Source organism: Trichococcus collinsii (genome assembly GCF_900107505.1).
Taxonomy (GTDB): Bacteria; Bacillota; Bacilli; order Lactobacillales; family Aerococcaceae; genus Trichococcus; species Trichococcus collinsii.
The window spans coordinates 32,954-55,893 of sequence record NZ_FNQH01000011.1; the positions used below are offsets into that span (position 1 = coordinate 32,954).

The 22,940-nt window shown below is 48.1% G+C and carries 26 protein-coding genes, 1 pseudogene and 1 riboswitch; of the genes and pseudogenes, 22 read left to right on the forward strand and 5 right to left on the reverse strand.

What is annotated here, in order from left to right:
• Positions 1-257 precede the first annotated feature (257 nt).
• Positions 258-1,424 carry an aminotransferase class I/II-fold pyridoxal phosphate-dependent enzyme gene (locus BLV66_RS14505; RefSeq protein ID WP_086986496.1) on the reverse strand — a complete coding sequence of 389 codons (1,167 nt, stop codon included), beginning with the start codon at positions 1,422-1,424 and terminating at the stop codon, positions 258-260.
• Positions 1,425-1,765: 341 nt separating this feature from the next.
• Positions 1,766-1,911: riboswitch (Lysine riboswitch) on the forward strand.
• Positions 1,912-2,071: 160 nt separating this feature from the next.
• Between BLV66_RS14505 and dapD the strand changes: the two genes are divergently transcribed.
• The 10 genes from dapD to BLV66_RS14555 all read left to right on the forward strand — a co-directional run bounded on the left by dapD (position 2,072) and on the right by BLV66_RS14555 (position 11,764).
• Positions 2,072-2,785 (forward strand): 2,3,4,5-tetrahydropyridine-2,6-dicarboxylate N-acetyltransferase, encoded by a 714-nt coding sequence (gene dapD / locus BLV66_RS14510; protein WP_086986497.1) that lies wholly within the window; start codon positions 2,072-2,074, stop codon positions 2,783-2,785.
• 31 nt (positions 2,786-2,816) lie between these two features.
• Positions 2,817-3,959, forward strand: a complete 1,143-nt coding sequence (locus tag BLV66_RS14515; RefSeq protein WP_086986946.1) for a M20 metallopeptidase family protein — start codon at positions 2,817-2,819, stop codon at positions 3,957-3,959.
• A gap of 430 nt (positions 3,960-4,389) precedes the next feature.
• The gene (locus BLV66_RS14520) at positions 4,390-4,905 is read left to right on the forward strand and encodes a hypothetical protein (protein WP_086986498.1); all 516 of its coding nucleotides are present in this window, start codon (positions 4,390-4,392) and stop codon (positions 4,903-4,905) included.
• A 35-nt stretch (positions 4,906-4,940) separates the two neighbouring features.
• Complete coding sequence (locus BLV66_RS14525; RefSeq protein ID WP_086986947.1) at positions 4,941-5,474, forward strand: DUF2179 domain-containing protein; 534 nt, start codon at positions 4,941-4,943, stop codon at positions 5,472-5,474.
• A 40-nt stretch (positions 5,475-5,514) separates the two neighbouring features.
• Positions 5,515-6,462, forward strand: coding sequence for an aldo/keto reductase (locus BLV66_RS14530; protein WP_086986499.1), 948 nt, complete (start codon positions 5,515-5,517; stop codon positions 6,460-6,462).
• A 639-nt stretch (positions 6,463-7,101) separates the two neighbouring features.
• Positions 7,102-8,142, forward strand: coding sequence for a branched-chain amino acid aminotransferase (locus BLV66_RS14535; RefSeq protein WP_086986948.1), 1,041 nt, complete (start codon positions 7,102-7,104; stop codon positions 8,140-8,142).
• A gap of 555 nt (positions 8,143-8,697) precedes the next feature.
• Positions 8,698-9,720 carry a YihY/virulence factor BrkB family protein gene (locus tag BLV66_RS14540; protein WP_086986500.1) on the forward strand — a complete coding sequence of 341 codons (1,023 nt, stop codon included), beginning with the start codon at positions 8,698-8,700 and terminating at the stop codon, positions 9,718-9,720.
• Positions 9,721-9,814: 94 nt separating this feature from the next.
• A complete protein-coding gene (locus BLV66_RS14545; RefSeq protein ID WP_086986501.1) occupies positions 9,815-11,011 on the forward strand; it encodes an FtsW/RodA/SpoVE family cell cycle protein in 1,197 nt (398 codons plus the stop codon).
• Positions 11,012-11,035: 24 nt separating this feature from the next.
• The gene (locus tag BLV66_RS14550) at positions 11,036-11,389 is read left to right on the forward strand and encodes a Spx/MgsR family RNA polymerase-binding regulatory protein (RefSeq protein WP_086986502.1); all 354 of its coding nucleotides are present in this window, start codon (positions 11,036-11,038) and stop codon (positions 11,387-11,389) included.
• A gap of 18 nt (positions 11,390-11,407) precedes the next feature.
• Entirely contained in the window at positions 11,408-11,764 is a 357-nt protein-coding gene (locus BLV66_RS14555) for a glycine cleavage system H family protein (RefSeq protein WP_086986503.1), read from the forward strand.
• 280 nt (positions 11,765-12,044) lie between these two features.
• Here the strand turns inward: BLV66_RS14555 and BLV66_RS14560 are convergent, their stop codons facing one another.
• Entirely contained in the window at positions 12,045-12,770 is a 726-nt protein-coding gene (locus BLV66_RS14560; protein ID WP_086986504.1) for a gamma-glutamyl-gamma-aminobutyrate hydrolase family protein, read from the reverse strand.
• Between the two features lie 255 nt (positions 12,771-13,025).
• Between BLV66_RS14560 and sufC the strand changes: the two genes are divergently transcribed.
• From sufC to sufB, 5 genes are read left to right on the forward strand one after another with little or no spacing between them, the layout of a single operon-like run.
• The gene (sufC, locus tag BLV66_RS14565; protein ID WP_086629058.1) at positions 13,026-13,799 is read left to right on the forward strand and encodes a Fe-S cluster assembly ATPase SufC; all 774 of its coding nucleotides are present in this window, start codon (positions 13,026-13,028) and stop codon (positions 13,797-13,799) included.
• A gap of 11 nt (positions 13,800-13,810) precedes the next feature.
• Positions 13,811-15,103 (forward strand): Fe-S cluster assembly protein SufD, encoded by a 1,293-nt coding sequence (sufD, locus tag BLV66_RS14570; protein WP_086986505.1) that lies wholly within the window; start codon positions 13,811-13,813, stop codon positions 15,101-15,103.
• Positions 15,100-16,335, forward strand: a complete 1,236-nt coding sequence (locus BLV66_RS14575; RefSeq protein ID WP_086986506.1) for a cysteine desulfurase — start codon at positions 15,100-15,102, stop codon at positions 16,333-16,335. The genes sufD and BLV66_RS14575 overlap by 4 nt, the downstream gene beginning before the upstream one ends.
• Entirely contained in the window at positions 16,322-16,807 is a 486-nt protein-coding gene (gene sufU / locus BLV66_RS14580) for a Fe-S cluster assembly sulfur transfer protein SufU (RefSeq protein WP_086986507.1), read from the forward strand. Before BLV66_RS14575 ends, sufU begins: the two co-directional genes overlap by 14 nt.
• Positions 16,804-18,198, forward strand: coding sequence for a Fe-S cluster assembly protein SufB (sufB, locus tag BLV66_RS14585; RefSeq protein WP_086986508.1), 1,395 nt, complete (start codon positions 16,804-16,806; stop codon positions 18,196-18,198). Before sufU ends, sufB begins: the two co-directional genes overlap by 4 nt.
• Positions 18,199-18,301: 103 nt before the next feature.
• Here sufB and BLV66_RS14590 read toward each other — a convergent pair whose 3' ends face one another.
• The 3 genes from BLV66_RS14590 to BLV66_RS14600 are packed head-to-tail and all read right to left on the reverse strand — an operon-like array spanning position 18,302 to position 20,711.
• Positions 18,302-19,438 carry a tyrosine-type recombinase/integrase gene (locus BLV66_RS14590; RefSeq protein ID WP_086987746.1) on the reverse strand — a complete coding sequence of 379 codons (1,137 nt, stop codon included), beginning with the start codon at positions 19,436-19,438 and terminating at the stop codon, positions 18,302-18,304.
• A gap of 40 nt (positions 19,439-19,478) precedes the next feature.
• Complete coding sequence (locus BLV66_RS14595; RefSeq protein ID WP_086987747.1) at positions 19,479-19,991, reverse strand: putative periplasmic lipoprotein; 513 nt, start codon at positions 19,989-19,991, stop codon at positions 19,479-19,481.
• A 12-nt stretch (positions 19,992-20,003) separates the two neighbouring features.
• Positions 20,004-20,711, reverse strand: a complete 708-nt coding sequence (locus tag BLV66_RS14600; protein WP_176974302.1) for a helix-turn-helix domain-containing protein — start codon at positions 20,709-20,711, stop codon at positions 20,004-20,006.
• Between the two features lie 132 nt (positions 20,712-20,843).
• Between BLV66_RS14600 and BLV66_RS14605 the strand changes: the two genes are divergently transcribed.
• From BLV66_RS14605 to BLV66_RS15475, 7 genes and pseudogenes are all read left to right on the forward strand, one after another.
• Positions 20,844-21,035: a helix-turn-helix transcriptional regulator gene (locus BLV66_RS14605; RefSeq protein WP_245826762.1), complete on the forward strand. Its 192-nt coding sequence runs from the start codon at positions 20,844-20,846 to the stop codon at positions 21,033-21,035.
• Between the two features lie 33 nt (positions 21,036-21,068).
• A complete protein-coding gene (locus BLV66_RS14610) occupies positions 21,069-21,785 on the forward strand; it encodes an ORF6C domain-containing protein (RefSeq protein ID WP_086987750.1) in 717 nt (238 codons plus the stop codon).
• A 2-nt stretch (positions 21,786-21,787) separates the two neighbouring features.
• Complete coding sequence (locus tag BLV66_RS14615) at positions 21,788-22,069, forward strand: hypothetical protein (RefSeq protein WP_086987751.1); 282 nt, start codon at positions 21,788-21,790, stop codon at positions 22,067-22,069.
• Between the two features lie 13 nt (positions 22,070-22,082).
• Positions 22,083-22,211, forward strand: coding sequence for a hypothetical protein (locus BLV66_RS15870; RefSeq protein WP_256327919.1), 129 nt, complete (start codon positions 22,083-22,085; stop codon positions 22,209-22,211).
• Between the two features lie 15 nt (positions 22,212-22,226).
• Positions 22,227-22,544 carry a hypothetical protein gene (locus BLV66_RS14620; protein WP_086987752.1) on the forward strand — a complete coding sequence of 106 codons (318 nt, stop codon included), beginning with the start codon at positions 22,227-22,229 and terminating at the stop codon, positions 22,542-22,544.
• Entirely contained in the window at positions 22,541-22,798 is a 258-nt protein-coding gene (locus BLV66_RS14625; protein ID WP_086987753.1) for a hypothetical protein, read from the forward strand. The genes BLV66_RS14620 and BLV66_RS14625 overlap by 4 nt, the downstream gene beginning before the upstream one ends.
• Before the next feature lie 70 nt (positions 22,799-22,868).
• A pseudogene (locus BLV66_RS15475) lies at positions 22,869-22,940 on the forward strand (phage replisome organizer N-terminal domain-containing protein); the annotation flags it as partial.

Sequence of the window (22,940 nt, forward strand, 5' to 3'; positions counted from 1 at the left end):
GCGGGGATGGGCGGATAGGCGGGATGACTTTTCCTCCGGCCAAGGCAGTCTTAGCAGGAGGACAGGACCTATTGTGACCCCCATCTCCGGGGTAGACACTCTCCCCGGAGGAGAGATCTAAATGTCAGCCGCAACTCCTGCGAAGCCGGCTCTCGCAGGAGCAACCACTAAAAATGCGGGCCGGTTCCACGACCAAACAACCCAACAGAAAAACCGCACAATCGGGTGATTGTGCGGTCAAACATTCATTCATTTATTTATTTCGCGTTCAACTCTTCCAGAAACGCAACGATCCGTCGGCAGCCTTCAATGACGTTTTCGTCGCTAGCGGCGTAGCTCATGCGGAAGTAGCCGGCTCCTGATTCGCCGAAAGCCGATCCAGGGATTACGCCGACGCCGGCTTTGCGCGCCAAGTCGATGCAGAAATTCCAATCGTCGTTGCCATACTGCTCCGGAATGCGCGGGAACAGGTAGAAGGCGCCGTCCGGGTTGTTCATCTTCAGCCCGGCAGCCGTCAGACCTTCCAACAGGATATCCCTGCGTTTGAGGTAAGCTGCTTTCATCATGGCAGTCACTTCATCACCGTCGCGGAAAGCAACACCAGCCGCCATTTGCGCAGGTGTGGAGCCGCAAGTGACCAGACTTTGGTGATATTTCAAAATTTCGCGGATCAGATCTGCTTGGGCAGCGACAAAGCCGACACGCCAGCCGGTCATCGCATAGCTTTTCGAAGTGCCGTTGATGACGATGGACTGCTCAGGGATGTACGTGGCGATGGATGTATGACTGCCGTCGTAGGTCAGTTCGCTGTAGATCTCATCGCTGAGGACAAAAACATCATATTTCCTGATGACATCGGCCAAAGCTTTGACTTCCGCTTGCGTATAAGTGGCGCCAGTCGGGTTGTTCGGATAGGTCAGCACGACCATCTTCGTTTCCGGATTCGCATCCAGAGCCGCCGTCAAGTCCTCCGGCGTAATAAGGAAACCGGTCTCGGAAGTGTCGATTTTGACGCTCTGGCCGCCTGCCAAATGCGTGACGTATTCATATTGCGGGAATGCCGGCGATTGGATGATCACCTTGTCGCCCGGATTCATCAGCGCGAACATCGACGCAGTGATCGCTTCCGTCGCGCCGACAGTCAGGATGATGTCGGTCTCCGCATTGTAATGCAACCCGTATTTCCGCTCCATGAACTTCGCGATTTCCTTGCGGGTCTCAAGGACACCGGCGGAAGGTGCGTAGTGGGTTTGATTCTGTTTCAGAGCCTCTGCGGCCGCCGCTTTGATGAATTCTGGTGTATCGAAATCAGGCTCTCCCATCGTGAAGCGAATCAAGTCCTTCACATCGCTGATGGCTGCGTCGAAGTTGCGGATGGGCGATCCTTTCAGTTGCTTCACAAAGCGGTTCGTTTCTCTGCTCATAGTTTATCTCCTCCGGATGAAATATCCTTAATCAATGTATAGTCGAACATGCGCCAGCCGATTGTTGACGTCCAATATCATGAAAATAACATAACACGATTGCAGGCGTATTTCTATGCAAAGTTGCACACTCTTGGGTGAAAATTAGAAAACCGCGAGTTTAATGAGCATTTGCACATAAGAGTGGCCAATCCTGCCTGGCACTTTCCGATCCGGAGACCATTCTGCACCAAGCCATGAACCCCCGAAACACATAAAAACCAAGCAGAATCCAGCTTCTGTTCCGAATCGGTTGACAGGTTTGCCGGATAAGTGTACGATTAGAAAAATAAATGAATCGCCAAGCAAAAAGAGGTCGCGGCTGGTCAAGAGTACCGCAAGGGAAAGGGACGGTCGCCGAAGCATGCAGATGCTGGACCCAGGTTGAACAAATGTGGGGCTGTTTCATTGTCGTTGCCCGATGACAATGGATTGCGCTTTAGCTTGGTTGGGCGAATGCAGGTCTCCGTAGCCGTAAGCACTCGCTTACCGCTATTTTTTTTGCATTTCAGAAATAAACGGCCGTCCACCGCATAGGGCAAACAGGTGCTGGCATGCTATAATGGGCATGTTGGAACTGAAAAAAATGATCGGGAGGAAACATCAAAATGAGCGAACTATTACTGACAGATGCTTACGAAATCGCGGCTTACATCAAGGCTGCCGAAAAGCAAACACCTATAAAACTATACATCAAAGGGGATTTCGAAAATCCTACCTACGAAGGTTTGAAGTTCTTCGGAAGCGGAGACAGCTACACAGTCTTCGGCGACGCTGCAGCGATCTATCCTTTCTTGGAAGAAAACAAAGATAAAATCAAAGACCATGTCATGGAATACGACAGACGCAATTCCGCAATTCCATTGTTGGACACTACCAAAATCGATGCACGCATCGAGCCAGGTTCATTCATCCGTGATCACGTAACGATCGGCAAGAGTGCCGTCATCATGATGGGTGCGGTCATCAACATCGGCGCAATCATCGGCGAAGGCACAATGATCGACATGGGCGCGGTAGTCGGCGCACGCGGTACGATCGGCAAAAACTGCCACATCGGAGCAGGCGCAGTGGTTGCCGGCGTTCTTGAGCCACCTTCGAAATCACCAGTCATCATCGAAGACGGTGTTTTGGTCGGCGCGAACGCTGTCATCATCGAAGGCGTGCACATCGGCGAAGGCGCTGTTGTCGCAGCTGGAGCAATTGTTTTGGAAGATGTGCCAGCTAATGCGGTTGTTGCGGGATCCCCTGCTAAAATCGTGAAGATGAAGGACGCACAGACAAGCGAAAAAACCAAATTGTTGGCTGACTTAAGAGACTAACAAATACACGCGGAGGGACCAGGTGAACAGCATGCAGATTGCAGAATTATACGATACGGTGAAGACGATCCGAAGGGAGCTCCACCAGATTCCGGAGATCGGCTTCGATCTGCCGTTGACTTCGGAATATGTCCGCCAAAAGTTGGTATCGTTCGGTTATGAACCGATCAGTACAGCCGAAACGGGCTGGATAGCCGTCCTGAAGGGCAAGTCCCCGGAAGCAATCGCCTTCCGTGCGGACATGGACGCTTTGGAGGTAACCGAGGAAACAGGAGCGGATTTCGCTTCCCTTCATCCGGGCAAAATGCATGCGTGCGGCCACGATGGACATATGGCCTTGTTGTTGGGGTTCGCAAAATACCTAATGTCCCTACCAGTTTTGGAGAAGTCCGTCGTTTTGGTCTTTCAGCCGGCTGAAGAGGGACCAGGCGGCGCGAAATGGATCATGGATTCCGGTATTCTGCAGGAGTTGCATGTCAAAAAGATCTACGGTTACCACCTGTATCCGAGTCTTCCTGAAGGCATTCTCGGACTGGCAAAGGGACCCTTGATGGCGCGCAATGGTGAATTCGACATCACGCTTGAGGGCGTCAGCTCACATGCCGGGCAGCCGCACTTCGGCAAGGATGCCTTGATCGCCGCCGCGCAGATCATTATTTCGGTCCAGAACATTTTGGCCCGCGATCTTGATCCCTTGCAGCCAGCTGTCGTGAACATCGGCACGCTGCATTCCGGGGAAGCACGCAATATCGTGGCCGGAAAAGCCGAGTTGACCGGGACGATCCGGAGCTATGATAAGGCGGTCTATGCATCCATCAAGGAACGCCTCGCCGACATCTGCGCTGGCGTCGAACGCATGACCGGTGTCATCTGCTCGTTGGACATCCGCGATTTCTATCCGGAGGTCACGAATGATGCGGAAATGATCGGCACGTTGATGGACGCGTTGCCTGCCGATGCCTACGAAGTCGTCAAACCGCTGATGCTGGCCGAGGACTTCGCTTTCTACCAAGAAAGCATCCGCGGAGCCTTCATCCTGCTCGGGACGGGTCGTCCCGACATGGGCTGGACGCACCCGCTCCACAGCAGCCGCTTCAACTTCGATGAGAAGGTGCTGCTTAAAGGCATCGAATGCTACGACCTGATCCTCGAAAAGGAAGGGCTGAAGGGCTAAAAGGTTGCTTCAAATCGACTGTTCCAAAGTAATGAATAAACGTGAAGGCACTCTTAGCTGAGTGCCTTTTTATATTGGAGGCGAATAACGATTGTCGTCCTCCGGCGAGGGGTGTTTCGCCGGAGGACAGGACCGCATTTGGATGGTCTCCTTCGACCAGCAGAAGCCTCCTCGGAGGAGAGCCACATCTATTACCGGTCTGCTCCGGCGAACGAAACCTCGCCGGAGCAGCGGACCAGTTTGCATTGTTCTTCTCCAGCCACCGCTTTTTGCCAAATTTGATCGAAGCGGGCAGACCGGATGAGCTGCCGCAATATTGACCCTTATTCAATAAAAGTGTAAAGGTTCGATTAAGTTGATGGGTGGGAAAAGCATTTTCTCCGTAAAAAAGGTACAATGGAATCATATATTGGATGAAAGAGGGGAAATTATGCATAAGAAAAGATTATCCGCATTGCTTTTAGGGTCAACAGCATGGTTGCTTGTAGCGTGCCAAAACCCGGCAACAGACACGACAACTACCGAAGCAGCGACGAGCACGTCAGAAGTTTCAGATTCACAAACTACTACAGAATCGAGCAATCAAGATTCTTCCAGAGCGAACAGTCTGGAAGCGGCTGAAAGTGTTCAGACACAAACGCCATCCGCAAGCAGCACCACGACGGATGCTAACGCAACAATCGATTCTGCCCAGACCGCCGATGAGGCAACCCTGATTACCGAGGCAAAACAAACAATCACGCAATTGACAGGCTATGTCGAAAGCGATGTGTACCTATTCATCGTGGAGTCGGTCGAGGGCAATGAAGTCACGATTAACGTCCGCGAAAATGGCACCGATGTAGCCAGTTCTGTCGGGTTTTACCGCTACAACGGAACGACCGGTGAATTACTGGAAATGGATATTGTGACAGGGGAATACACCCGCCATCCCGCACAATACTAAGAGGATAGGTTTGAATCAAAAGGAAGAGGGTGATGATCATTTTCGATTTGGGATTATTGGCGAAAATATTCGCGATCAGTCTTAGCTATGTGACGATGAACACGATCCGCTTCATGTTGACGATAAAAGGCTACCGCGTTTTGGCGCCACTATTGAGTATGGTGGAAATCGTCATCTACGTTTTGGGTCTGTCGATGGTCATGAACAGTCTGGACAATCCGCTCAATCTGGCGGCCTATGCCCTCGGATACGGCGCCGGAATCGCTATCGGCATCAAAATCGAGGATTTGCTCGCGCTTGGGTACACCATGATCACCGTCATGACGCAAGATGTCGACAGCCCGATGCCGAACTTGCTGCGCGATTTTGGCTACGGAGTCTCCAGTTATCGGGCCAACGGAAGGGACGGCGAGCGTCTAGTGCTCGAAATTCTGCTGACGCGGAAAGCCGAACGCCACCTGCAGAGCAGAGTGTTGGAAATCGATCCAAAAGCATTCATGGTTTCATACGATCCCAAATATATCCACGGCGGCTTCTGGTCCAAACGGGTCCATCTTGGCAAAAAATAAACGAACGAATAAATGAACGGGCAAGGAAAGGGGAAACGAGATGACAGAACTTGTGAAATTGGGAAGAACCGACCTACTGATCCATCCGATCGGGCTGGGGGCGAACAAAATTGCCGCAGCCGATCCAGAAACGAACACCGAATATGGTGGAGACGTGCTGCTGAGCGCCATCAATAAAGGGCTCAACTTCATTGACACGGCGTTTATGTATGGAATGGGCACTTCCGAAACCATCATCGGCAAGACGCTGAAGGAACACAACTTGCGCAATAATGTCGTCATCGCCACAAAAGGCGCGCACCAGGTGACGGAAACAGGCATCGTTCTGAATAACAATCCGGCTTTTCTGACGGAGCAGGTCGAAAACAGCCTTAAACGTCTGCAGACCGATCATATCGACCTTTACTACATTCATTTTCCGGATGAAGCGACACCCAAAGCCGAAGCTGTCGGGGCACTGCATCGACTGAAGGAACAAGGAAAGATCCGTGCCATCGGCGTTTCCAATTTCAACCTGGAGCAGCTGAAGGAAGGCAACGCCAACGGCTACATCGATGTTGTCCAGGATGAATACAACCTCCTGAATCAGTCGGCTGAAGAGAAGCTTTTCCCTTACTGCCGCGAACAAGGCATCTCCTTCATCCCGTACTTCCCGTTCGCGTCGGGGCTATTGGCCGGCAAGTACACGGAAGCTTCGGTCCTGTCGGAGAAACAAAAGCAGCGTCCGCAGTTCCAAGGGGATACCTATCTGGACATCCTGAAGCGTGTGGATCAGATTCGGCCGCTCGCTAAGAAGCACCGGACCGGGCTGCAGAATGTGGTTCTGGCCTATTATCTGTCTAAGGACATCATCGATGCCGTTATTCCGGGCGCACGCAATCGGCAGCAAGTGCTTGAAAACCTTGAGGCTGCAGAAGTGCGTTTGGATGCAGAGGATATCGCTTTAATCCAGCAAGCGTTCCCGGCGGCGTACCGTTTGCCGAAATGATTTTCTGTTTGTTTCAAAGTTATTTATTACAAAATGATGAAAAAAGCATTTGACATTCATTAGATACAAGCATAGAATTACATCATAATCTAACAAACAGAAGGGGGAGAATGAGAATGGATGCGACTTGCGGAATGTGCACACTACAGAACAATAAGAAAGCATCGTTCTCATTCGATGCCCTAGTCATTCTAAAAGTGATTTAGCCCTGGATTCTTACTTATTACAAGTAGAGTCCTCTTTCCGTTTCATTGGGCTCTCATTAAAGAATGAGCCTAATCACATAGGCTCATTCTTTTTTTTATAGAGTTGAAAAGTATAAAATATTTTGAATACAAAAGTGCATCACCTTTGGTGTCTTACAGGTTTACAAAAGGTTTTGTGCAATCAAAACAGTTGGCTAGCTTCACGGGTTAGCCCTTCGGAAATTAGATAAATCGTACCTATTGCGCTCTACGATGCTCAGTTGCATGGGAGTCTTTGGGATTCATCCCTTAGACTCCCAGTACAAGGTGACCGTAGGGAACGTTGCATGGCACGATTTCCTAAATTTCTTTCAGGGCTGAACGAACCCGTTCAGCTTTTCTTATCGTTAATTCTGATAAATAATATAGATATGGAGTGGTTTGGATGACAGAAATGACACAGACAGAAGAACAAAAAGCGTTGAACATCGATTGGGAAAATCTAGGATTCACTTATATCAAGACGGATTACCGCTTCATTTCTTATTGGAAAGACGGAAAATGGGACGACGGCGAAATGACGACCGACAACAAAGTCCACATCAGCGAAGGCTCTCCGGTTCTGCACTACGGCCAATCCTGCTTCGAGGGGATGAAGGCGTACCGTACAAAAGACGGCAGCATCAACCTTTTCCGTCCGGACGAAAATGCCAAGCGGATGATCAACAGCTGTCAACGCTTGTTGATGCCTGAGTATCCTGTGGAAAAATTTGTCGAGGCGGCTAAAGCGGTAGTTAAGGCCAACGAAAAATGGGTGCCGCCATACAACACCGGCAGCACGCTTTATCTGCGCCCTTACTTGATGGGTGTCGGCGACAATATCGGCGTCAGCCCAGCGACCGAATACATCTTCTCCATCTTCGCGATGCCGGTCGGCCCTTACTTCAAAGGCGGCTTGACGCCGACTAACTTTATCGTGTCCGACTATGATCGTGCCGCTCCGCATGGTACGGGAGCAGCCAAGGTCGGCGGAAACTACGCAAGCAGCTTGCTGCCTGGTAAAGAAGCGCATGATCGCAACTTCAGCGACTGCATCTACTTGGATCCAGCGACGCACACGAAGATCGAAGAAGTGGGCTCAGCGAACTTCTTCGGTATCACGAAGGACAACCGTTTCGTGACTCCGAAATCACCATCAATCTTGCCAAGCATCACCAAATATTCCTTGTTGTATTTGGCTCAGCATCACTTGGGCATGGAAGTCGAAGAAGGCGATGTCTTCATCGACAAGCTGGATGGGTTCAGCGAAGCCGGCGCCTGCGGTACAGCTGCAGTCATCTCTCCAATCGGCGGCATCCAATACGGCGACAATTTCCATGTCTTCAATTCCGAAACAGAAGTCGGACCTGTGACACGCAAATTATATGAAGAACTGACCGGCATCCAATTCGGCGACTTAGAAGCGCCGGAAGGTTGGATCGTGAAAGTAGACTAATTTATTGATGGTAAAGCAGCTCTCCCAAGGCCTTTGTGCTGGATGAGAGCTGTTTTTTAGTTGGTAACTGCCGAGGGGTGAGCGGTAGCTCCGGTGAGAAGCGTGCTGCCCGGAGAACAGCTTGCGCGCCAACGAATAACTACGGCGAGCGAATGTTGGCCGGAGGAGAGGCGGTATCGGGCAGGCGACCTCCGGCGAAGCCGATGTGGCCGGAGGTGACATTTTTTTGGGTCACTAACTCCGGCAAGTACCGGCTTCGCCGGAGCACGGCGTCAGCTCCGATAAGCGGGGCTCTGCCCGGAGAACAGCTTGCGCGCCAACGATCAACTACGGCGAACGAATGTTGGCCGGAGGAGAGGCGGTATCGGGCAGGCGACCTCCGGCGAAGCCGATGTGGCCGGAGGTGACATTTTCTAGCGGTCTCCATCTCCGGCGGGGGAACCTTCACCGGAGCAGGACTGATTACTAGCACAAGCATTTTCGATGCTTAACTGTGGCAATCGCAGCCGCTTTTGTCTATGATTAAGCTATAGAGTTTGGCGGGAGGAAAAAATAATGAACGCATTAAGAAAATACATCAGAAATCCCAAGATTCGCCAAATTGTCGGCTTATTCCAGGAACATTGGGGCAGGATGGAGATCGGGCGGCAGTCGGCTGAGATGGCCTACTATGTGCTGTTGGCATTGCTTCCGACATTGTTGTTGCTGGGGAACATCATACCCTTGTTACCGTTGCCGCGTGAGCAAGTGCTGTCCTATGTGGAGATGGCCTTGCCGCTTGAAATCAGCAACACCCTCACACCGATACTGGAACAATACTTGTCCAGCGGCAGTGGCGGAGTGGTTTCATTCGGGCTGGTCCTATCGATTTGGACGGCTTCGAAAGCATTCAATGTCTTTCAGAACGTTTTGAATCAAGTGTACAATACGAAGATGCGCAAGAATATCATTGTCCACAGAATCTTTTCGTTTGTGATCGCCTTCCTGTTGGTCGCCATGATTTCGCTTGTCGCTGTCCTGTTTATGTTCGGCAGATACATCCGTGATTTCTTCGAAGAATTTTTGTCCATCCAGTTGGACTTCATCACTGCCTTCGAAAATGTCCGGTGGATCGGGGCTTTTCTGATCATCGTAATCATTATGACGGTCATTTATTATGTGGTGCCAAATGTGCGTTGGTCCATCAAATTTTCGGTGCCGGGTGCAGCGTTCGCAACGCTCGGCTTTCTGTTGATTTCGCAACTGTTCTCCTTTTATGTCGGAGTTGCCGGAAGCCAAGCCATTGGAAACAGTGCAATCGGAGTCGTGATCACGCTGCTGCTGTGGTTGTATCTGATGGGGACGGTGCTGATTCTGGGAGGCTTCCTTAATGTGATGCTATACCATTATTTCCGGCCGATGCCGGTCGTACTGAAAGAAGAGAGCCGTTATGCAATCCGTTATTCGAAGAACGCATTGGCGCTGACAGTCAATGAACAATCTTTGAAACGGCGCCTGATCCGTAAAAAGCTGCGCATCCAAACGAACAAACAGGCAGACATATTATACAATCCGGAAAGACAAGGCAGAGAGGTTTAGGTTTTTTTAAACCTCCTCGCCTTTTTTTTTGAGCGAAGTTTCTATATAATGAATAGATAGTACGCCTATTGTTTTTGAAAGAAAGGATTTAATCATGCGAAATCAACAAAATACGCAGAATGCAGATGTTTCGAAGATCGATTACGGCATTATCCTGTCCGTGTTCCTTCTGGCCATCATCAGTGTCCTGACGATTTATTCAACTACTGTCCTTCAGACGGACGGAGGGATCGATACGACCATCATGCAGCTCATTTGGTACGGCATTGGCATCATCGCTGCGGCCATCGTGATGCATTTTGATTCCGAACAACTCTGGAAAGTCGCGCCGATCGCATATGGAGCTGGTGTTTTGCTTCTGTTCCTGGTCCTGATTTTCTATGACCGCAACACGTATGCGCTGCAAGGGGCGAAGAGTTGGTTCCGCTTCGGTGGCGTCACTTTCCAGCCTTCGGAAGTCGTGAAGGTCGCGCTCATCATCATGCTGGCACGGGTCATCACCGAGCACAATATGCATATCGATGACCGGACTGAAAAGACTGACATGAACTTGCTGCTGAAAATCGCCATGTGGTCGGCACCGCCGCTTCTGCTGGTTATCCTGCAGAATGACCTCGGGACGACACTCGTTTTCCTGGCGATCATCATCGGTATGACGTTCCTTTCCGGGGTTTCCTGGAAAATCCTGTTGCCCGTATTCGGGACGATTGGGGCGCTTGGATCGTTGCTCATTTACCTGGTGGTCTACAACCGCGATGTGCTCCTGAATTTCGGCTTCCAGAATTACCAATTCGCCCGGATCGATTCCTGGCTCGACCCATTTGGGGACAGCACCGGGGATGCCTATCAACTGGCGCAAAGCATGAAAGCGATCGGATCAGGCAAACTGTTCGGCAAAGGCCTCGGCGTTTCTGAAGTCTACGTGCCGGTGCGCGTTTCCGATATGATTTTCTCCACGATCGGCGAGAATTTCGGCTTCATCGGCGGATGTTTTCTCATTTTCATCTATTTCCTGCTGATTTACCAGATGATCCGCATCTGTTTCGATACGAAAAATGAATTTTATGCTTACATGGCTACGGGAGTCATTATGATGATCCTATTCCACGTATTGGAAAATATTGGCATGACGATCGGGCTGTTGCCGATCACCGGTATCCCATTGCCGTTCATTTCGCAAGGGGGTTCGGCTCTCCTCGGCAATATGCTCGGGATTGGACTAGTTATGTCGATGCGTTACCATTATCGCAGCTACATGTTCTCGGATGAGGACGAACATTTCGGAAACTGACCCTAAACCAAAGGAGGCACTTGCATGATCACAATTTACCAACATCCCCAATGCTCGACCTGTAAAAAGACGCGCGCTTGGTTCGACGAAGAAGGCATCGCCTACGAATTGAAGGATATCCGCGAAGAGCGCCCGGACCGGGAAAGCATCCGCCAAGCGATCGCATCAGGGAAACTGACGCTGCGCCGCATCTTCAACACGAGCGGCAACCTGTACAAAGAAATGCAATTGAAGGACAAACTCGACAGCATGGAGCTGGAAGAAGCGCTGGATCTGCTGGAATCGGACGGCATGCTGATCCGCCGGCCATTCGTCACGGACGGTACGCAAATCACGGTCGGCCACGACGAAGATAAATTGACCACGACTTGGAAATAAACGAAGGAGGAAAATAACATGACTGAAATCACAGTGAAATACAGCGAGAACGGCTTTTGGATCAAGAAGGAAGCGGACAAGTACATCATCGGCCTGTCCGAAAAAGGCCAGGATGATTTGGGCGAAGTCAGCTTCATCGACCTTCCTGAAGTTGGAGCGATCAAAACGACCGATACCTTGATCGGTGTCGAAGCCGCGAAAGCGATGACCGACTTGGCTTCTCCATTGGCTGGGACGATTACAGCAGTCAACGAAGCGTTGGAAAATAATCCTGAGAACCTGAACAGCAGCGATACAGCAGTGAACTGGATCGTCGAACTGACGGATGTATCCGCTGAAGCTTTCGAAGCTTTGCAGAATGAATCCGGACTGTAAAAGAATGTGAGAAGATAAAAAGGCAAGCATTCGGACATCGAGTCCGAGTGCTTGCCTTTTATTGTTGTTTTGATTTTGCTCCGGCGAAGGCCGGGTTGGCCGGAGGAGCCGGCCCCGGATTGATCTGTCCTCCTGCGAGAGAATCTTGGCAGGAGGACAGATTGATTATCCCGTTCGTCCTCCGGCGAGGTTTGTCTCACCGGAGGACGCGAAACCTTTCAGCCCCCAACTCCGGCGAAGGAATCCTGGCCGGAGCTGAACCCCGAAACCTGCAATCCTCCTAGCGTGCAGCCCGCGCGACCAGATCCTCAAAGAACAGTCGCATGTTTTTGGCTTCCGGTATCATTGTCTCTGGGTGCCATTGGATGGCAAGGATGCTTTGTTCCGGATCCGTCGCTTCGACGGCTTCAACAAGACCATCTGGGCTGTATCCGACTGGTTGCAAACCTTTGGCGACGACTTTCAACGCTTGGTGGTGGAAGGAATTCACCGATAGCTTTTCGCCGACGAGTCCGCGGAGATGGCTGCCTTCCATCACGATGACGGAGTGGGTTGCATATTTGAAGTCGGTCTTCTGCTGATGCTGGATGCGCATTTCTGGGTATTCATGCGCAAGGTCCTGGTACAGGCTGCCGCCCATCTGAACGTTCAAAATCTGCAGGCCGCGGCACACCGCCAAAATAGGCTTCTTCTGTTTGAGGGCTTCCTCAATGAGCGCCATTTCGAAGTCGTCGCGCAAAGGGAAGGTAGCGCCGATATGCAAGCTTGGTTCTTCTCCGTAAAAGTTCGGGGAAACATCCTGTCCGCCCGTCAACAATAGCCCGTCGATTTTGGCAATATAGTCCGCTGCCGTTTCGGGCGCGCCGATCGGAATGATCAGCGGATTGCCTCCTGCAGCCTGGACCCCTTTTACGAATCCGATGGGGGTGTAGGCGACGGATATTCCTGAGAAAGCCGGGACAGCTTCCAGTAATTGGTTGCCGGTTATGCCGATCAATGGTCTCATATATGTTGACTTCCTTTCGGTCTTGACTGATTTTTACCATTTTACAACATAATCGAGAATATGGGAAAGAATCGTTCTTATAAGTGGACAAAACGAGTCGATAGTTTATAATGATTATAAATTGAAAAAAAGTATCGTTGATTAATGGGGTTTTCATAATGATTCCATTGCGAAAGGTTTTCAATTGGGTTAAAATAGTCGTAGTGTCAATAATGAAGGTTCGATTAAAATATATAGATTGTGAGGAGTTAATTTATGTCTACTTTAGAAATAATAGATCTGCATGTCTCCATTGAGGATAAACAAATTTTGAAGGGTGTCAACCTGGTGATGAACACCGGTGAAATCCACGCCATCATGGGGCCGAACGGTACAGGTAAATCGACTTTGTCACAAGCAATCATGGGTCATCCGAGCTATACAATCACACAAGGCCAAGTTCTCTTGGACGGCCAAGATGTGACGGAAATGGAAGTCGACGAACGCGCACGCGCAGGCCTGTTCCTGGCGATGCAATATCCGAGCGAAATCGCCGGCATCACAAACGCTGAATTCATGCGCGCGGCCATCAATGCCCGCCGCCCGGAAGACGACAAAATTTCGGTCATGAATTTCATCAAGAAATTGGACGAAAAAATGGAAATCCTGAATATGCCGGAAGAAATGGCTGAACGTTATCTGAACGAAGGCTTCTCAGGCGGAGAAAAGAAACGCAACGAAATCCTGCAATTGATGATGATCGAACCGAAATTCGCGATCCTTGACGAAATCGACTCCGGTTTGGATATCGACGCTTTGAAAGTCGTTTCCAAAGGCGTGAACCTGATGGCCGGTCCTGACTTCGGCGTCCTGATCATTACCCATTACCAACGTCTCTTGAATTATGTACATCCTACATTCGTCCACGTCATGATGGACGGCCGCATCGTGAAATCCGGCGACGCCAGCTTGGCGAAACGTCTGGAAGCGGAAGGCTACCGCGGCATCCGCGACGAATTAGGTCTAGATATCCATTTGGATGAAGAATAGGAGGACGTCACATGCTGAACGAAGAAAAAACGTCCTTGTTGGATGCGGTTCGCCTGTTTTCCATTGAAAAGGAAGAACCGGAATGGATGCGCACGAAACGTTTGGAATGGCTGGAAAAATACGAAGAGCAAGCTTTCCCATTGATGGAACGCATCAGCTACCACCGTTGGCCGCTCCTTGACACAACCATCTCTGCCGGTGCATACGGCGAGGAATTGGTCAACAGCCAAGGTCTCCAATACGACTTGGGCGACACACCGAAAATCGTACAATACGGAAATGTGACGCTGATGGAGCAATTGCCACAGCATTTGATCGATCAAGGCGTCATTTTTACCGACTTATATACAGCCGCTCAGGATTATCCTGAATTGGTCCAAGAATACTACATGACGACAGCCGTGAAGCCGGAAGAAGACCGTTTCACCGCTTTCCACACAGCCTTCATGAACAGCGGCGTCTTCCTTTACGTGCCGAAGAACGTCGTCATCGAAGAGCCGTTGGAAGCTCTGTTCATCCAGAATTCCCACGTGAAGGAAAGCTTCGTCAAACACGTGCTTCTGGTCGCTGACGTGAACAGCTCAGTCAAATACGTGGAGCGCTACGAAACCGAAGGCAACGAAAAGAACAGCGCCAACATCATTGTTGAAGTCATCACGAAAACAGGCGCGCAAGTCAAATTTTCTGCAGTCGACACCTTGGGCGAAAACACATCCGTCTACATCAACCGCCGCGGCCACCTATTGAAGGATTCTTCCATCGATTGGGCGATTGGCGTCATGAACGACGGCAATGTCATCTCCGATTTCGATTCCGATCTGATCGGCGACGGTTCTCACAGTGAAATCAAAGTCGTTGCTGTTTCCACAGGCAGACAAGTGCAAGGCATCGATACCCGCGTCACAAACTACGGCAAGCACTCGATCGGCCATATTCTGCAGCACGGGGTCATCATGGACCGTTCGACTTTGACCTTCAACGGCATCGGCCACATCATCAAAGGCGCAAAGGGCGCCGATGCGCAGCAAGAAAGCCGCATCCTGATGTTGTCCGATAACGCCAGAGGGGATGCGAACCCGATCCTGTTGATCGACGAGAACGACGTCACAGCCGGCCATGCCGCCAGCGTCGGACGCGTCGACCCGGAAGAGATGTTCTATCTCCTTTCCCGCGGTATCCCTAAGGCAGAAGCAGAACGTCTGGTCATCCGTGGATTCCTGGGTACGGTCATCGCGGCCATCCCGGTTAAAGAAATCCGTGATAGCTTGGTGGAGATGATCGAAAGGAAGTTGATGAAGCTTTGATCGATGCAAATAAAATCAAACAGGACTTCCCGATCCTTTTCCAGACCGTGAACGACGAGCCGCTGATTTATCTGGACAATGCGGCCACTTCACAAAAACCGAAACAGGTGCTGGAAGCCATCCAACATTACTATGAGTTTGACAACGCCAATATCCACCGCGGCGTGCACACTTTGGCGGAACGCGCGACTTCAGCCTATGAAGCCGCCCGCGAAAAATTGCGCCGCTTCATCAATGCCGCTTCGACGAAGGAAGTCCTCTTCACCCGCGGCACGACGACCGGCCTGAACTGGGTAGCTGTCGGCTTCGGCGATCTGATCGTTGAAGAGGGCGACGAAATCTACATCACGCCGATGGAGCACCACTCCAACGTGGTTCCTTGGCAACAGTTGGCGAAACGCAAGAAGGCCAAATTGGTCTACCTGCCGTTGACTGCAGACGGCTTCGTCGATGTCGAAAAATCGGCCGAAGTCATCACTGCAAAAGGCAAGATCCTGTCGGTCTGCCATTCCTCGAACGTGTTGGGAATCACCAACCCAATCAAGGAACTGGCCGCTTTGATCCATCAACACAACGGCTACATCGTCGTGGACGGCGCGCAGTCGACGCCGCACATGAAAGTCGATGTGCAGGCACTGGATGCCGACTTCTACGCTTTCAGCGGCCATAAGATGCTGGGGCCTACCGGATCCGGCGTTCTTTACGGCAAGGAAGCCTTGCTTGAAAAGATGGAGCCTGTCGAATTCGGCGGCGAAATGATCGATTTCGTCTACGATCAGGAAAGCACCTGGAGCGTCCTGCCTTGGAAATTCGAAGCGGGCACCCCGAATATCGCCGGCGGAATCGGCCTTGGTGCTGCCGTTGACTATCTCGAAGCGATCGGCATGGATGCCATCGAAGCCTATGAGAAGGAAATGGTGCGCTACGTGCTGCCGAAACTGCAGGCGATCGAAGGCATCACTGTCTACGGTCCTGCCGATCCGGAAAAGCACACGGGTGTCATCACTTTCAACCTTGATGGGGTCCACCCGCATGACTTGGCTACGGCTTTCGACATGGAAGGCATCGCCGTCCGAGCCGGTCACCACTGCGCGCAGCCGTTGATGCGTTATTTGGATGTATCCTCGACTGCCAGAGCGAGTTTCTATTTCTACAACACATTCGAAGAGGCCGATCAATTCATCGCCTCCTTGCATAAAATAAAGGAGTTTTTCAAAGATGGCTTTATCTAAACTAGAAAACCTATACCGCCATGTCATTCTTGACCACTCCAGTCATCCGCACAATTACGGCACCTTGGAAAACGCCGACGAACAGATCGAACTGAACAACCCGACCTGCGGCGACGTCATCACACTGCAATTGGCGATGGATGGCGACATCATCAAGCAGGCCAAGTTCTCCGGCCACGGTTGCAGCATCAGCACAGCCAGCGCCAGCATGATGACGGACGTAGTCATCGGCAAGACGAAGGCAGAAGCGTTGGACTTGGCAGAAGAATTTTTCCTGCTGGTCCAGGACAAAATCGAGCCGAATGAGCAACACCTCGGCGAAGCGATCGTCCTGAACGGCGTCGCGAAATTCCCGGCCCGCATCAAATGCGCTACTTTGGCTTGGAAGGCTTTGGAAAGAGCGATTCTCCAAGACAAAAAAGAAAAAGGGGAAGAACAAGCGGAATCCCCGCATGAAGGAGAGATCTTATGAGCGAAGTACCAGTAGTTGACGATTATAAATTTGGCTTTCATGACGACGCAAAAATCATCTATTCGACCGGAAAAGGGATGACTGAAGAAATCGTCAGAGAAATATCCGAGTCTAAGGATGAACCGCAATGGATGTTGGATTTCCGTCTGAAGTCATTGGAAGCATACAGAAAAGCAGGGTTGCCGAAATGGGGACCGGATCTATCCACACTCAAATTCGACGAAATCACCTATTTCCAGAAGGCCACCGATAAAGTCGCCAGAACCTGGGAGGATGTGCCTGACGAAATCAAGGAAACCTTCGAAAAAATCGGGATCCCTGAAGCCGAACGCGCCTATCTGGCCGGAGTAACGGTCCAGTATGAATCGGAAGCCGTCTATCACAACATGAAGGATGAGTTCGAGAAATTGGGCATCATCTTCACCGATACAGACACGGCCCTGAAGGAATATCCAGAAATCTTCAAGGAATACTTCGCCACTGTTGTACCGCCGACTGACAACTTCGAAGCGGCCTTGAATTCGGCCGCTTGGTCCGGCGGCACGTTCATCTATGTGCCCAAAGGCGTCCAATGCGATGTGCCGTTGCAGACGTACTTCCGTATCAACAACGAAGGCTCCGGCCAATTCGAACGCACGCTGATCGTCGTCGACGAAGGCGCCAGCGTTCACTATGTTGAAGGTTGTACCGCACCGACTTATTCGGCCGACAGCCTGCATTGTGCAGTTGTTGAGATCATCGTGAAGAAGGATGCTTACTGCCGCTACACGACCATCCAAAACTGGTCAGCCAATGTCTACAACTTGGTGACGAAACGCGCAGTAGCTCTGGAAAATGCGACAATGGAATGGATCGACGGTAACCTAGGTGCCAAAGTGACCATGAAATACCCGAGCGTATTCCTGAATGGCCGTGGCGCCAAAGGAACGATGCTTTCCGTTGCCTTCGCCGGCAAAGGCCAACTGCAGGATACCGGTGCAAAAATGATCCACAACGCACCGTACACTTCCAGCTCAATCGTCTCCAAGTCGATCGCTAAAGATGGCGGGGCAGTGAACTACCGCGGACAAGTGAAGTTCGGCAAGAAATCGGAAGGATCGATCTCGCATATTGAGTGCGACACGATCATCATGGACGATATCTCCACTTCCGACACAATTCCGTTCAACGAAATCCACAACGGCAGAGTCTCCCTGGAGCACGAAGCGAAAGTTTCCAAAATCTCCGAAGAGCAGCTCTACTACCTGATGAGCCGTGGCCTCAGCGAGTCCCAAGCGACCGAAATGATCGTCATGGGCTTCGTGGAGCCATTCACCAAAGAACTTCCGATGGAGTATGCAGTCGAGTTGAACAGACTGATTGCGTATGAAATGGAAGGAAGCGTAGGTTAAAACACAAACAAAGCAAAGGGTTGTTGTTGTAGCAACTTCCCTTTGCTTTTTGCTTGTGAAAAAATATTCCGAAATTAAATTTGATGATATTTTGATGATGTTTTTAAAAGTTAACGAATTTTGCAAACTTCTCAGCAGTTTTTTCTTTTCGTTTTTCGGTTACGTGTGTATAAATATTCATTGTTGTTTTTATATCAGTATGTCCAAGTCGTTCTTGCACCTCTTCAAGTGGTGTACCCATTTCAAATAGCAAGCTGCAATGAGTGTGCCGAAATCCGTGAAGAGTGATATGTTTTAGAGGGTATTTTTTTTCCAAATAATATAACCATTCATTTACAAGCGTTGGTAGATATATCTTATTCTCTTTTGTAGTGAATAAAAATTGATCTAAACCAAATATATTAATTCCTTTTGCTAAGTAATATTGAGACTGTATCGTTTTCCATTGCCTTAACTCAATCAACGTTTGATCATCAATACTTATTTTTCTGATAGATTTTTTTGTTTTTGGGGTTGTGATGATCGCATTTTCTGACTCATCAAGTGATACCGTTTTTGTTATATTAATTGTTTTTCCATTAAAATCTATATCTCCCCATTGCAAAGCGAGTACTTCGCTTTTTCTTGCTCCTGTAAAAGCCAATAATCTAAAGAACATAGACATTTTTGGGTTATTATAATCCTTAACACATTCAAAAAAGAACTTCAATTCATCCAGATTATAATAATTATCTAGCTTTGATAAATCTGATACCCTTTTTGGGAGCCGTACCTTCCTCATGGGGTTTTCTTTTATGTAACCTAACAGCATAGCATAATCCAAAACTTGTTGTGCTATGCCTTTTGGGTATTTAGCTGATGCGAAATGTTCGGACCACTCATTCACGGCTCTTTGGCATTCCAACAGATCGATGCTTTGCACGTATTTATTACCAAGCTTCGGTAGAACATGCAGCCGCGCGTAACGCTTAGTAGTTACAACAGTTCCTTGCTTTACCATCCGTCGATGCTCTTCCATCCATATATCATATACATCTTTAAATTTAATGCGGTTTGTCGCTTGCAATTCTCCTCGTTCAAAATCGCTTCTCATTCTATTTAGAGTTGTCCGCGCTTCTCTTTCAGATCGGAATCCTCTTTTTGTAGCATATTTTTGCACACCAGTTGTCCTATCGGTGCCTATATACTCATTGAACATCCATGCTTTTTTACCATTCTTCTTTTGATATTCGCTTATCACTCATTATCCTCCTTCCTCATGAGGTAAACACGGAGAAAATTTACTGCACAATCTCTGAGCTGTACATTTTCCAGTTACCGAATGGATCGCTAGGATTTCCTCTTGAATCTAAATCTCCTGTAACAGTCAATTGTTGTCCCGGTGTTATAGCAGATGTGGCGATATCATAATTAAAATCAGCTATAAACACGCGGTATATACCTGGTTTTCCGTTTAATTCTTGAAATAATGTTCCATCGTAATAATTTGAATCTATCAATATAATCTCGCTATCCCAAACCTCTACAACAGTTCCTGTCCATGTTACTTTAGTTCCGGATATATAGTCATCCCATAAGGCAGTTCTTTGAATTGGTTCTACATTAGCGTAGTTATTGGCAAATGAATTGAAATCAGACAAGCTATCTAATGTTAGTTGTTGCTGTTCGTTTAATGGTTCTTTTACTTCGACAATCGATGAACTCACTGCATCCACTTCTTTTGGTTCTTCTTCAGCAGTGCTGCATCCAGCAAATAAAAATAAAGCTGCTAGTAATCCGATATACTTCTTCAAATAAATCCCTCCTTAAAATTTCATTCCAATAGGTGTCATGGCCCAAACTAATTTTCCTAATATCGAAATCATTTCTATTTCCTCTTTTGTTGTATATATCTGATTTTTATGCTCAGGGTTAGTAGATTCAGGTTGAAGCATTATGTAATCTCCCATCCTATAAAACCTCTTCAAAGTAGCCTCTGTTCCGTTTACTCTGATTACTCCAATTTCACCGTTATTCAATTCTTCACATGGATCTATCAAAGCATACATACCTTCAGAAATAACTTTATTCATGCTATCGCCTTTAACAATAAGGAAGTACGCTTTTGGGAAAGCTGTATCTACATCAATTGGTACCTGGACAATATCAGGCACTTCGAACATTTCCAACGGCATTCCGGCAGCAATAGCGCCTTTAAGTTCTTTATATGCCATTGCTGATGGTTGTTTATTCATTGGTGTGTGGTTGTGGCTATGCTGGTGATCTTCTTTGTTTATTATTAGTTCCAAATCATCATCTAATAACTCCATTATTTCATTAAAATCTATTCCAGTAGCTTCAGATACCTGTTTGATAGTTTCTATTGAAGGTGCTATCGCTTTTTTAGTTCTGGGATTTTCATTTTTTTCTAACATCGATATGTATCCCTTGCTGAGACCTGAAATCTTCGCAAATTCATCCATTGACATTTTATGCTCTACTCTAAATTTTTTAACTATTTCTCCTAAAAACATTTCATCACCTCCTGATGGTAACATTGTACAGTCTATTGAACTTTTTATCAAACATTTTAGTTTAATATACTTGACAGGATAGTACCCTTGTATTAATATATGTTTAACAGGTTGAACAAGGAGGTGAGCGAATTGTTATTTAAAATTAAAGAAGCGCGAGAAAAAGCCGGGATGTCTCAGGATGAATTGTCAAAGAAGTCAGGTGTATCACGCACAATCATATCGGGATTGGAGACAGGCACAATAAATGTCACTACCACAAGGACATTAAAGAAAATTGCTGAAGCTTTAGGAATAAAAGTCAGCGATATTTTTTTGAACTAAAGGTTTAACACATTAAACAGGAGGTATAAATTTATGAGTGAATTGATGGTATTCGATTTCGAAAGTAATGACATAAGAACTCAATCGATAGATGGTGACCCTTGGTTCATCGGGAAAGATGTTACTGATGTATTAGGTTATTCAAATGCAAATGATGCGATTGCCAGACATGTTGATGATGAAGATAAGGGGGTCGCGTTTCACGATACCCTTGGCGGAAAACAAAACCTAGTCATCATTAATGAGTCTGGATTGTATAGCTTGATTATTAAATCAAAATTACCAAGTTCCAAGCGATTCAAACGATGGGTAACAAGCGAGGTCCTCCCGGCAATTCGTAAAACAGGAAAGTATGAAGTGCCAATGTCTCAGGAGGACATCATGATTGCAACGCTTAAAACACAGAAGGAACTTCGTGAAAAAGTAGATGTCATCGAGGAGGATGTTGCATATCTAAAAGAAGAGCAGCCAATATCTCCATATCCATTGATGAGGATGGAATCTCTTAGGAGAAAAAAAGTAGTAGCAGTTTTAGGTGGTAAAAGTTCAAATGCTTACAAAAAATTAAGTAACAAAGTATTCGCTGAGGCTGGTAGAGATTTTAAAAACAAGTTTGGGATCCCACGGTATGACATGCTGCCGAAGAAATACGAAGAGCAAGGCTTAGAGTATTGGGGAGATTGGGAGCCATGTACAAATACAAAGCTTGAAATAAAAGAACTCAACAGCCAAATATCATTGGAGGTGTAACGATGGAAGTTAATATCCCGCTTGAAATTCCGCATAACCTCCAAGAGGAACTGAAGCGGTCCATTGTTTCAATCTGTTTGGATGCAGCAGCACAGGCGAATAACATGTACTACGATTTGCCCCCATATCCAAATAAGACGGAACTGCGAAAAGCTTTGAAGGTTGGTAACGACAAGATAGAAACGTGGATCGCCGAGGGACTCCAGATGACGCGCTTTTCCGATAATGAATACCGATTTGATCGTGAGGATGTCAGGAAGTTCTTTAACGAAAGGAAAATATAAAGGATGTGATCACATGAAGATATTTACCGAAGAATTTGAAAATAAACTGGTAGCTGTTATCGGAACATCAGTAGTCGTTTTTATTGCATTGATGCTGGCCGGAATTGTCGGAGGCATTGAGCAAGGCTTGCTTTTCCCATGAAAGGGGACGGAAGACATGAACCTGAACGGACAAGAATATGAATCGTATTACCTAACAGCAGAAGAAAAGGCTGTTGTGGATGCAATGAGAGCAGGAGCGAGTATAGATGTAACGTTACGCATTGATGAAACGCCTGATCCAATTGATGAAACGCCTGATCCAATTGATGGAGTGGATAAATTCTTTGCTGGATTCAATAGTCTTACAACTGAAAATGCTTTTGTTCACGATCGGACAGATTTCGAAATTCCTTATATCGGTTTCTCAAAATTCTTCAGAGATTCAAAAATCATAGCGCGTGTATCGGTTCATTTGGAAAGGGTGGTTGGATGAGTTTTGCTTTATTAACAGATGTACTCGGAAAACGTGGGATAACCCATAGTCAAAGTAAAGTAGATGCGAACTTCGCAAGGATATATGAATTGGTTGATGGTAAATCTGTACCGGTATTTCAGGTGAATTTAGTTGATGGCTCATTTTTAGAAATGCCTCACTATCACAGCTTAAATACATATAGCAAGAAAACGTTGGCTTCTGCACAAGCGGAGTACAAACGCAGATTTAAAGGATGGTACAAAAAAAGCTGATGGGCAAACATCAGCCTGTAATTAAAGCAAATTACACCAAAAGTATAACACAGAAAGCAAGGTGGAGAAAATGGCTGAAATCAGCTGGATTAAACTTACCATCAACATGTTTGATGATGAGAAGATCCGCATCATACAGGCC

Coding starts and splice junctions, on each gene's coding strand:
- BLV66_RS14505 (WP_086986496.1), bottom strand. CDS start 1,424: ATGAGCAGAGAAACGAACCGCTTTGTGAAGCAACTGAAAGGATCGCCC.
- BLV66_RS14530 (WP_086986499.1), top strand. CDS start 5,515: ATGACAGAACTTGTGAAATTGGGAAGAACCGACCTACTGATCCATCCG.
- BLV66_RS14535 (WP_086986948.1), top strand. CDS start 7,102: ATGACACAGACAGAAGAACAAAAAGCGTTGAACATCGATTGGGAAAAT.
- sufC (WP_086629058.1), top strand. CDS start 13,026: ATGTCTACTTTAGAAATAATAGATCTGCATGTCTCCATTGAGGATAAA.
- sufD (WP_086986505.1), top strand. CDS start 13,811: ATGCTGAACGAAGAAAAAACGTCCTTGTTGGATGCGGTTCGCCTGTTT.
- BLV66_RS14515 (WP_086986946.1), top strand. CDS start 2,817: ATGCAGATTGCAGAATTATACGATACGGTGAAGACGATCCGAAGGGAG.
- BLV66_RS14560 (WP_086986504.1), bottom strand. CDS start 12,770: ATGAGACCATTGATCGGCATAACCGGCAACCAATTACTGGAAGCTGTC.
- BLV66_RS14610 (WP_086987750.1), top strand. CDS start 21,069: ATGAGTGAATTGATGGTATTCGATTTCGAAAGTAATGACATAAGAACT.
- BLV66_RS15870 (WP_256327919.1), top strand. CDS start 22,083: ATGAAGATATTTACCGAAGAATTTGAAAATAAACTGGTAGCTGTTATC.
- BLV66_RS14615 (WP_086987751.1), top strand. CDS start 21,788: ATGGAAGTTAATATCCCGCTTGAAATTCCGCATAACCTCCAAGAGGAA.
- BLV66_RS14555 (WP_086986503.1), top strand. CDS start 11,408: ATGACTGAAATCACAGTGAAATACAGCGAGAACGGCTTTTGGATCAAG.
- BLV66_RS14600 (WP_176974302.1), bottom strand. CDS start 20,711: ATGTTTTTAGGAGAAATAGTTAAAAAATTTAGAGTAGAGCATAAAATG.
- BLV66_RS14625 (WP_086987753.1), top strand. CDS start 22,541: ATGAGTTTTGCTTTATTAACAGATGTACTCGGAAAACGTGGGATAACC.
- BLV66_RS14540 (WP_086986500.1), top strand. CDS start 8,698: ATGAACGCATTAAGAAAATACATCAGAAATCCCAAGATTCGCCAAATT.
- BLV66_RS14550 (WP_086986502.1), top strand. CDS start 11,036: ATGATCACAATTTACCAACATCCCCAATGCTCGACCTGTAAAAAGACG.
- BLV66_RS14545 (WP_086986501.1), top strand. CDS start 9,815: ATGCGAAATCAACAAAATACGCAGAATGCAGATGTTTCGAAGATCGAT.
- BLV66_RS14620 (WP_086987752.1), top strand. CDS start 22,227: ATGAACCTGAACGGACAAGAATATGAATCGTATTACCTAACAGCAGAA.
- dapD (WP_086986497.1), top strand. CDS start 2,072: ATGAGCGAACTATTACTGACAGATGCTTACGAAATCGCGGCTTACATC.
- BLV66_RS14520 (WP_086986498.1), top strand. CDS start 4,390: ATGCATAAGAAAAGATTATCCGCATTGCTTTTAGGGTCAACAGCATGG.
- sufU (WP_086986507.1), top strand. CDS start 16,322: ATGGCTTTATCTAAACTAGAAAACCTATACCGCCATGTCATTCTTGAC.
- sufB (WP_086986508.1), top strand. CDS start 16,804: ATGAGCGAAGTACCAGTAGTTGACGATTATAAATTTGGCTTTCATGAC.